This is a genomic window from Acinetobacter sp. YH12100 (assembly GCF_013419135.1).
In the GTDB taxonomy this organism is placed as follows: Bacteria; Pseudomonadota; Gammaproteobacteria; order Pseudomonadales; family Moraxellaceae; genus Acinetobacter; species Acinetobacter pseudolwoffii.
Genome location: NZ_VPAQ01000023.1, coordinates 37,383 through 47,591 on the forward strand (window position 1 = coordinate 37,383; position 10,209 = coordinate 47,591).

The 10,209-nt window shown below is 41.2% G+C and carries 9 protein-coding genes; 2 read left to right on the forward strand and 7 right to left on the reverse strand.

Annotated elements, in window-relative coordinates; translation table 11 throughout:
• Positions 1–318 precede the first annotated feature (318 nt).
• Both sbmA and FTU40_RS15135 read right to left on the reverse strand, forming a co-directional pair.
• The gene (gene sbmA / locus FTU40_RS13520; RefSeq protein ID WP_100354846.1) at positions 319–1,512 is read right to left on the reverse strand and encodes a peptide antibiotic transporter SbmA; all 1,194 of its coding nucleotides are present in this window, start codon (positions 1,510–1,512) and stop codon (positions 319–321) included.
• Positions 1,513–1,885: 373 nt separating this feature from the next.
• On the reverse strand, positions 1,886–2,122 hold the full coding sequence (locus FTU40_RS15135; protein WP_171255728.1) for a hypothetical protein: 237 nt from the start codon (positions 2,120–2,122) through the stop codon (positions 1,886–1,888).
• Between the two features lie 1,151 nt (positions 2,123–3,273).
• Here FTU40_RS15135 and otsB point away from each other — a divergent pair.
• Together otsB and FTU40_RS13535 are read left to right on the forward strand one after the other, a co-directional pair.
• Positions 3,274–4,155, forward strand: coding sequence for a trehalose-phosphatase (gene otsB / locus FTU40_RS13530; protein ID WP_100357582.1), 882 nt, complete (start codon positions 3,274–3,276; stop codon positions 4,153–4,155).
• On the forward strand, positions 4,112–5,545 hold the full coding sequence (locus tag FTU40_RS13535) for a trehalose-6-phosphate synthase (RefSeq protein ID WP_180041199.1): 1,434 nt from the start codon (positions 4,112–4,114) through the stop codon (positions 5,543–5,545). Before otsB ends, FTU40_RS13535 begins: the two co-directional genes overlap by 44 nt.
• A gap of 26 nt (positions 5,546–5,571) precedes the next feature.
• On the opposite strand, the gene FTU40_RS13540 is transcribed toward FTU40_RS13535, so the two are convergent.
• From FTU40_RS13540 to FTU40_RS13560, 5 genes are all read right to left on the reverse strand, one after another.
• On the reverse strand, positions 5,572–6,819 hold the full coding sequence (locus FTU40_RS13540; protein WP_180041201.1) for an MFS transporter: 1,248 nt from the start codon (positions 6,817–6,819) through the stop codon (positions 5,572–5,574).
• Positions 6,820–7,024: 205 nt separating this feature from the next.
• Positions 7,025–7,738, reverse strand: a complete 714-nt coding sequence (locus FTU40_RS13545) for a glycosyltransferase family 2 protein (RefSeq protein WP_180041203.1) — start codon at positions 7,736–7,738, stop codon at positions 7,025–7,027.
• Positions 7,735–8,349, reverse strand: coding sequence for a class I SAM-dependent methyltransferase (locus FTU40_RS13550; RefSeq protein ID WP_180041205.1), 615 nt, complete (start codon positions 8,347–8,349; stop codon positions 7,735–7,737). The genes FTU40_RS13545 and FTU40_RS13550 overlap by 4 nt, the downstream gene beginning before the upstream one ends.
• Positions 8,342–9,124: a PIG-L deacetylase family protein gene (locus FTU40_RS13555; protein WP_005172141.1), complete on the reverse strand. Its 783-nt coding sequence runs from the start codon at positions 9,122–9,124 to the stop codon at positions 8,342–8,344. Before FTU40_RS13555 ends, FTU40_RS13550 begins: the two co-directional genes overlap by 8 nt.
• Positions 9,112–10,080, reverse strand: coding sequence for an acyl-CoA dehydrogenase (locus FTU40_RS13560; RefSeq protein WP_180041207.1), 969 nt, complete (start codon positions 10,078–10,080; stop codon positions 9,112–9,114). The genes FTU40_RS13555 and FTU40_RS13560 overlap by 13 nt, the downstream gene beginning before the upstream one ends.
• Positions 10,081–10,209 lie beyond the last annotated feature (129 nt).

Here is a 10,209-nt window from a genome sequence, read left to right on the forward strand (position 1 = left end):
ATGTGTAAAAAATTACTTTTTACCCTCTATAGCATTGTCTGAACAAGATCAGCATCAGAATAATTTCCTCAACGTACACTTCTTATTTTTATACGTTAAACCGCTGGAAATTAAACTCCATCTTCGCTGGTCATTAAGATTCTAATCAGGAAAACCAGACCTGAATACCCCTATATTGGGATATTTTGCTCCTATTTGATCTGATCTGACCAATGGTCAGATCAAGCTTTTCGATTAGATATTAACGTCGATTTAGATATAAAAAGCCAAAGATAAAATCATTTGGCTTTTACAATCTAATGGGTAACTTAGAAAAAATTAATCCAGATGGGATTCAAATGCTTTTAAACGTTTATAGATCGACATCAGCTCAATAATGGTCGGCCACGATAAAATCAGATATTGGAAGGACTCACGTACTTTTCCAAATACATTCAGGATTTGCATCATCAAACCCAGGGTGATCGTTCCTGCTGCAATACTCGGAAACAGGATAAATAATCCATAGATATTGTCTAACTGTAAGTACCAGATCCGGACTAGGTTGAAATAGGCATAGTGAAAATACAGACGGAAATAATTCCAGCGTACCCGGCTAAACAGTTCTTGCAGTGTCAGCGGATGAGCCCGATCAGCATGATCCTCTCCGTACACCAGTTCTTTACGGTAAGCAGCCTCGACTTTCTGGTTATTAAACTCCAGTCCTGGCAGTTTCATCCCGACCACCATCAAAATGACGGTACCCAATACGGCCCATCCAATAGAAGCCCACATTAAAGCATGCGGTATTTCTCCCACAATTGGCAGAACCTTTACATGACTTGAAAGCTGGTACAGGATAGGCAGAAACGCCATCAATAACATCAATGCTTCAATCAGGGAAACACTCAGCTGTTCCGTGGTTTTGGCAAAGCGCATGGTATCTTCCTGAATACGCTGGGATGCGCCTTCAATATGACGCAATTGTTCCCAATGTGCCGTGTAATAGTTATTCATCGCGGTACGCCAGCGGAACACATAATGGCTGACGAAAAACATATTAAATACGGCCAAAGTGACGTAAATCATGGCGATATAAATAAAGGTTAAAGCTTCTTGATAGAGAAGTGAAACATCTCCGCCACCGCTGCCTAGCATTTTCTGGATCTGGTCATAAAACGGGCTATACCATTCATTTAAAACGACATTGACCTGTACCCCAAACCAGATATTAAACAGGATAAAAGCCGAGCCCCAGACTGACCAACGCTGCCATGGATGTTGTGCTTTCCACATCCAGAATAGAGCAAATATGGCAGTGGCAAGAAAAAACCAAAGGTAGAACCAGAGAAACTTGGCTGACCAGAAACGACTGATACCGATAGCGAGACTTTCCTCAGAATAGCCTTCAGGGAAACCCAAATAGACTCCCCATCCTGATCCACCAGTATGCCAAAGCACAAGATTAAGGATAAACCACAAAATCAGGCTGCTAAAAAACCAGACGGGTTGCGGGAAAAATGACTTGAACATGCTGACCTAGTTCTCCTTCTATCTCTTGGTCATCCAAATGACGCCTAGTTTATTCTTATTTTAGACTTTTACTGTTATAAAGCATTAATTTTCAATTTAGTTTAAAAATAACATAGCGATGCATAGTCCCTTATAAAATTTATTTTTATAGATTTTCAAAACGTATTTTTCTCTTAATGAGTCTTTTTATTCTTGATCAGCCTATCTAAAGCTCCAGAGGCAATCAGGCACATGAATCATCAAGTTTTTGCCTTATGTATTTTTAAATCCTGTACATCAGTACGGCCTATCTGTTTTATTACAAACGAATATAGCTTCTTAAGGTTCTATAAATAGAATAAAATCAAATACTCAATAATGGTTTTATAGATGTTTAGATAAAAGGTTTTGCTACTACTGAAGTGAACAAATCATTGACCCAGTTCTCATTTTTCGCAGAAATAGTTAAATTTTCAAAAATCATGCTATGATTTAACTCTCGAAAAGTAATCTTATTTTGGAATAAAACTATGGAAAGTTCGGTAATTGAATTACTTAAACCATTGACCTTAGAAAAGGAAAATTGCACCCCGATTATTTTTGAGGCAGGCACTGTTTTGAAAGTGGTCATGCAGACTCCCACCAGTCTTTTGGTCAGTAATGATGATGACTTTAACTTCACAATTCCTTTAAAAGATGAAAATGAGCTGTGGAGAGAGCTCTAAGCACTTTCTCCATTTTGAACAGACGGGTTGTATCTGTGCCAGCTGCTGAATTGATATGATACGGCCCTCAACTAAGCTTGCTTTTGAATGTAAGTTATCGTTATTTTATTCCCTGCTCAAAATTCATTTACTCTTTTTTTCTGAGAAGTCCTTGGCAGTCTAAGCGGGATATGATTCGTGCAAAAAACACCTTTATAGTTGAAAATCCACCTATTTTTGGCCGGGACTAAATAATTTGCACCCTATTTTCCCTTTTTATGTAAGTTCCAATACTTAAAGGATCTTCTTTCCTTACACACCTTTTCTTTAGCTTAACTTCATCTAAGCTCAACGTCTTGATTTTGAAACTTGAATATTCTAGCTATTTATGACCAGTAAATTAAAAAAACTCACTCTATGTGAGTGACTTTTTATACAAAATAATAAAATTAAAAATATAATAATGAGAAAAATTTAAATCTGTAAAACTAATTTCAAAAATCCTTAAACATCGTCAAATTTTTATATCTGATCTAAAGAAAATTATAGAGTAATAAGTTCTTATCCTGTAACACTCTAATAGCCCCCATATCTTCATGACCTTTTATATATTTAAAAAATAATAATTTTCAACAGCTTCTCTTCTATTTTTTCACTCCAATAATAGGGTTAATTATTTTTATCCAAAAAATTCATTTTAAATAAAATCAACTTATATTATCTACATTTAAAATAAATCAAATTTTAAAAATAAAATACTAAATTATAGCGATTAAAATTTTAAACAACTCAAGCAATCACATTGAATATTATGGCTTAAATAAAAAATAATCCTAAATAAAAATAAATTAATAAAAAACAGTCAGAGCATTATCTTTAAAATTTATTAAGAATAATATCTTTTACATGAAAAATATTTCCAAATTTTACAAAGTAACTATACTTGTTAAAAATGTTTCTTTTCTGCACTTAAATCCAGTCTGTTAAATGAAATATGCTATATATTTATTAGATTAAAAATTAATCAGGCAGTTTTAAACTTTAAATTAATTTTATTTCAAATACTTAGGTAGAGTTTATGTCCGCTCAACACTCTGGTCAAGATGCAGAAGATTCACTTATAGTCCCTTCTCCTCTATTAGCTCAAGTGATTTTAACTCAACTCAATCCAGTTATTTATTCTCATAAGCTTATTTTATTTCTTGATATTGATGGAACTATTTCCGAATTCCATCCTGATCCAACAAAAAATATAATTAAAGATGAAACCTTAAATACCTTGAAAGAGCTACAACAATATATTGAGTTGGTATTAATCACTGGTCGTTCTATTGCACAAGCTCAAAAACTTATTTATCCCTTTGACTGGAATATTGCCGGCTCACATGGTCTGGAATTAAACTATCAATCGCGTTTAAGTCATTTAATTGATTTAAATTCTGAGCAATTTGAATTATTAAAAAATTATATTACTGAACATAGCGCTCAGCTTGCTCAGATTCGAATAGAAAAGAAAGACTATTCGGTCGCACTGCATTTTCGTGAACATCCACATTTAGAAGATCTGGTGCATACATTTGCATTGGATTGTCTGACCCACTTTCAAGCATTTGAACTGAAGGCCGGGAAGTTTGTATTTGAGCTGGTACCCAAAGGTGCAAACAAAGGTTCAGCCATTCAACACATTCACCAGCAAGCTCATTTAAGTGATCATTACCCTATTTTTATCGGTGATGACCTGACCGATGAAGCTGGCTTTCAGGTGATTAATAGCTTAAAAGGCTGCTCCATTAAAGTCGGCACGGGCAACACCGTAGCACAACATCGGCTCGAAAACGTAACACAAGTACAAGCTTTTTTAACGGAGCTTTTAGCATTATTTAAAGCACAACAACAACAATTATTGGAGAAATCACATGTCAAAACTCATTGTGTTATCAAATCGTGTGAATCTACCTAACCCAGACAATACACAGGCAGGTGGATTAGCGGTGGCATTGCAGGATGCTTTGCAGGATATTGGCGGCATTTGGGTCGGCTGGAATGGTTCCAGAGTCGACCATGGCAAAGAGCAGAAGTTTCAAATCCTCAAACATCAGAATGTTGAATATCATACGAGTCCTTTGACTGAGCCCCAATATCAGGGGTTTTATTGTGGTTTTGCCAATAATGCCTTATGGCCGCTGATGCATGATCAGCATCAACTTGTGGATTATCAGCCACAGGATTTCAAAACCTATAAAGATGTCAATTTACGCTTTGCCAAGCATCTGAAACAGGTCGCCTCTCCCCATGACATCATCTGGATTCATGATTACCATTTTTTAAGTGTGGCGCATTACTGTCGGAAACTGGGTATGCGTAACCGTATTGGTTTCTTCCTGCATATTCCTTTTCCTGAACTGAAACTCTGGCAGACTTTACCAGCCTATCAGGATCTGGCGCATCATCTGGCTCATTTTGATGTACTCGGATTTCAGACCCCACGCGATCAGAAAAACTGTATCCAGTTTCTGGAACAGACCTTAAAAATCAAGCATCGTCATGATGAAATCCTGAATTATCAGTCAAGACGGATTTATGTGAAATGCTATCCAATTGGCGTGCATCCAGTTCAACTGCAAAATCAGGCGGCTGATAGCCAGCTTAGCAAATTGCCTTTTGATCTCGAGACAGTCCGTCCTTATAAACGTATTATTTCGGTCGACCGGATTGATTATAGTAAGGGTTTACTGGAGAAAATCGGATCCTTGCAAAGCTTGCTGGAAGATCAGCCCGAATTTAAACATCAGTTTCAGCAACTGCAAATTGCCTGCCCATGCCGACTGGATGTCAAAACCTATAAAAACCTGTATGAGCAATTCCAGTCTGCCGTGCAGGAACTCAATACCCAGCATGGCACAGCAGACTGGCAACCTTTCGATTGCAGTTATGAAACCTTAGGTCATGAAGCGTTAATGCAACTGTATCGTAAGGCAGATATTTGCTGGGTAAATTCGATCCGGGATGGTATGAATCTGGTGGCGAAAGAATATATTGCGGCGCAGAATCTACTCGATCCGGGTGTTTTGATTCTGTCTAAATATGCCGGTGCTGCTGAACAAATGAAAGAAGCCTTACTGGTCGATCCTTATGAGCATGACAGTATGTCCAAAGCCTTGAAAAAAGCGCTGCGCATGTCTAAATCGGAGCGTTTAGAACGTTATCGTTATTTAAGCCAAGGCTTGAAAAACTTCGATATTATTTGCTGGCGAGATCAATTTATCACTGACTTGAAAAAATCACAGAGTGTACGAATCTATCGTCCGGTGGCTAGCGGAATTTCCACCCAGTTCAGTGTGCATGCTTAAATACACACCTGAAAAAAATACCAGCATTATGCTGGTGTTTCGTTTTGTAGCGGAGAAATAAGCTCTTCGGCCGCTTGTGCATCTTTTGGATCTGCAGTCAGATGATTCAAAATCACAATACTGAATAGACCTATCGCAATCACACTAAACACCAGACTCAAGCCAATAATTTCACTGCCGAAACCGACCAATGCCGGTCCGATCAGTGAACCTGTGTATGCAAATACCGATACATAGGATAATGCCACATGTGAAGCCAAGGTTTTTTGACGGCCTGCACGTGAAAACATTAACGGTACAATATTAGCACTGCCCAGACCGAGAATGGCATAGCCCAGCAACACTACTTGCCAGACTGGTGCAAAGACCACAGTCAATAAACCGGTTGCAGCCAAAATTGCACTCAGTAGAATGGTATTTTTTTCACCAAACTGTTGAATAATGAGATGTCCGCTGAAACGACCCAATACCATCAAGGCCGCAAAGAAGCTATAAGCCAAACCAGTTTGAGCCGCTGGCAAATTGAACTGGCTGGCAAGATAAATCCCACTCCAGTCCATCGCTGCGCCTTCGGACAGGAACGCCACAAAACAGATCAAACCGATGCCTAGAATCGCCCAGGTGGGTGCTGCTTTTGTCGCTGACTGTTCTGATGAGGAGGTTTCCTCTAGCACTGTTTTTGGCTCAATCCCCAAGCTAAAAGGAATAGCCAATATTGCAATCAATAGCAAAATCGCACTGACAATAACTGCGCCAGTTAAAGGCGCTAGACCGAATCCCATTAACGTGGTCATTCCCAGCACACCGGCCAGACCACCGAGGCTACATACGCCATGGAAACCCGACATTAAACTTTTAGCAAGTTTTTTCTCAACCTGTGCGGCCTGAATATTGACTGTCACCCCCAAAGCACCAGCACTGGCCCCAAAGAAAAACAGGCTGATCGCCATCATCAAATGATTCGGGCTATACGCCAAAGCAGGCAAAATAAACAAAAATGCTGTTAACACCACAGCCAGAACCGCACGGCAACCTAATGTATTGGCGAGTCGGCCTGCCAGTGGCATCGTCAGCATGGATCCAATTCCGGCACAGAGTAATAACAGACCAAAGTCTGCATGATTGAGTAACAGGCGCTGCTGTGCATAGGGAATTAAAGGTGCCCAAGCTGCGGTACTAAAACCCAAGCTAAAGAAGCACAATGCAGTCGCTATTTTCTGCCATAGATGGGGTGATGGAGACTGAATTCGAGAAAGCAGAGTTTGATTAAACATTGTATTACCTAAAAAGAAGGCTCAGGCATCCATTACCGATCATCCATAGAAAAACCCCACTGACTTATAGCTGAAATGTATAAGTAGGCGGGGCTTAATTTGCGTGAATTATAAACAGAATAATTTTAAATGGAATAGCTTTTAGGCGCTAATTTCAAGATTTTTTACAAGTGGCTGATTGTATAAAATTTATAATTTTGTAATTTTATTTGCATAGGCTGATCGGTTTTTCAGCGGCTTGTTTAAGCTCCAGATTTTGCAGAAAATGTGCAAAACCGGCTGCAATTTTTGAGCTAAGCCGACTGCTGGTGGTCACTCTGAGCTGATTCGACCAGATAATCTTTGCCCCGACATGTTCTAGGCGATGGATGAAATCGACATCTTCATGACAGTCCAGTTGCTGAAAGCCGTTTACCTGTAGATAAGACGCGGCCTTAAAACATAGATTTGCCCCATGAATATGACGGTGATCCATCTTGTCCTGATAATGACTCAGATAAGTCTGACGGGCTAATGTGCTTAAATGCCCCCATTCATCCAGATCGACCACCCCACAAATCACATCCGCCGGTTGGTGCTGCAACATGACCTGAAACCAGTCACGCTGTACAAAAGAATCGGCATCAGTACAACAAATCCAGTCACAACCCTGCTCGATCATGTGCTGAACGCCTAGATGACGTGCCTTTCCTACATTTTTAAAATGACAACTGATCGTCTGAATTCCCGACTGCTGAACTTTGCTTGCAGTAGAATCGGTGCAACTGTCTAAAACCACCAGAATCTTGATCTCGGGCAGAACTGCTAATTTTCCCACATGCTGAAAGATGTAAAGTCGTGCAGATTTTAATGCCTTCAGGCAACGTTCAATATAGGCTTCTTCATTACAGGCCGGAATCACCACCGCAATTTTCTTCATTTCAAGCCCTCCAGCTCTGCCACAGATTGCGCAGAATTCAGCCACAGATCGACCAGAAAGTCTGAATCCTGTACGCTGAGATTATGCTTATATTTTAACTGGGCTTTTAATTGTCGATGTACCTCTTCACCATTTAAGCTAAATCCTGCAATCGGCGCGCGCCAATGACAACTCAAGATACATCCACCGGGTTCGAGTGCAGTATGCAACCATGCCAGCACCTGTTGTAATGCGGCCGGATCTAAATAATATAGAATCTCACTGATCACAATGAGCTGAAATTTCTGTTGCGGCAAGTGATCTGGCACAATCCGCTGTAGCACCTGTACATGCGGATAAGCATGTAAACGCTGCCGAGCCAATTGAATAGCAGTTTCGTTGGCATCCAGACACATTAAAGTTGCTGTTCGCTGTGCCAGTTCCTGACTGAAGATGCCATTACTACAACCAATTTCAATCGCGGAGTCAAACTGCAAACGCGGCAAGACCGCCAGACAAATCTGCCGTTTGCGCTGTTCATACCAGCGTTGTTCATAGTGCCAGGGATCTCCCTGATTCAGCGCATACAAGGCATCAAAATATTCCTGATCATAGGCTACTTTACTATTCATACAGATACACCTCCCAGGGTTGTAAAATACGCTGTAATGCCTGCTCTGGCAGAATGGGTGCCTGTTCTATGCTAGGGTCAAGCTCGATCTGACTCTTAAAACACCGCGCAGCTCGAGACTTATAGTGCAATTCTCGATCAGTCAATTTGAGTTGATGAGCGATGGTCCAGGGAATTCTGGTATCTCCAGGTGTGGCCCAATGCCAGGCCCAAATCAGGACCTGAATACAGGATAAGTGCCGTTCGGTTGCTAGCTGTTGGGTGACCTGCCCTGTAATTTCATGATCTGGATGTCCATCATGCACAAAGGTGGTAATGAGCACATCATTGGGCTGCAAATAAGATTGCAAATGCTGTTTCAGCAGTTCTCGCTGTTCTGCGACCTGGCCATCCTGAATATCCAGCGCAATCCGCAGAATATTCTGCTTCAATGCTAACTCTTCCAAAGCTGCTCGCGTTTCAGCAGGACGAATCTGGTTCAACTCTTCCGGGTTATACAAAATCGAGTCTGGATGGCTGGCGGTACCATTGGTAACGGCAAAAAGTACAATCTGATATCCCAATGTGTCCAGACGCTGAATCAGACCGCCACAACCCAAAATTTCATCATCCGGATGCGGGGCAATAATGCAGACTCGGGCATCTGATGGAATAATGCTGGGAATATCGAATTCCGGCATCTGTTGCAAAATCTGGCAAGAGCGCCATTCTTCAAGCCGTGTACCTTCGCCATGGATGACACGGTCTTCGACAATCTCGTGTCTTATAATGTCCATAACTCTTCCTCCTGCACACTCAATTCACCAATCCGTTCCAGATCAAAGGCGGCATGGCTCTGACGAATAAACACCGGCAGATCGGCTGCAAGTCGGGCAAAATGTGGCTGCTCGCAATACGGTGCAGCGCCAAGGGCCTTACCCACCTGAGTCAGCACGTTTAAAGCGGTCGCTTCAACCTGAGCACGCAAGGCCTGAATCTGTAATTGATGGGGAAATTTAGGCTGCTGATCAATTAAATCTGCGACTTGATAAAACAAAGCCTGTGTCGCTAAAAGCTTCCGACTGATTTCACCGAGATACATGGCCTTATAGGCATGCGGTTTTAACAAGACAGCCTGTTTTAAATATTCAGCCAAACGCACGGTTGCGCCGTACCAGCAGGCAGCCACGCCGGCAGCGCCATGCCAGAAGCCCGCCCGATCCAGATAAGCATTCGGCGCTGCAACTTTTTTAGCATTAACCTGATTCAGTTCAAGCCGGGCAGTCAAGGTATGCTGCATGCCCACCGCCTGCCAAATGTCCGTATGATGCTGAATACCTGCTTGTTGCAGATCAAGAATCAGCAACTGTGATCGTTGCTGCTCATCACGATAAGTCAGCAGACCATATTGCACCCAGACCGAGGCAGAACACCAAGGCTTTATTCCTGTAAGTTTTCCAGCGTCTAATATTAAAGGGCTTGGCCCGCCTTCTGCCGCCCAGACTGCCCATAGACCTTTTTGCTCTAGCGGAATATTCAGTTCATGCAAAATGGCCAAGGCATCCAGATGTGATTCAAACAGTTTGCCCAGACTCAGATTGCTTGCGGAAACCTGACTAAGCATCCGCCAGCGTTTTAAGGTGTTTCCAGAAGCGGGATAAGGAATCTGATCGGAAATCGATACCAGTTCCATCAGGGTCTTAGGAATTTTTTCTTCTAGCTCCAGCGGAGAATTTTCAAATCTTTGTAATATTGGGTAATCCCCCCTAAAAATAATTGAGTTTAAAAGTAGAAAATCGAATAACCTTGATTTAAGGAGATTTTCTATGAAAACATCTAAGTATTCAGACAGCTTGATCATGAGTATCTTGAAGCAAGCTGA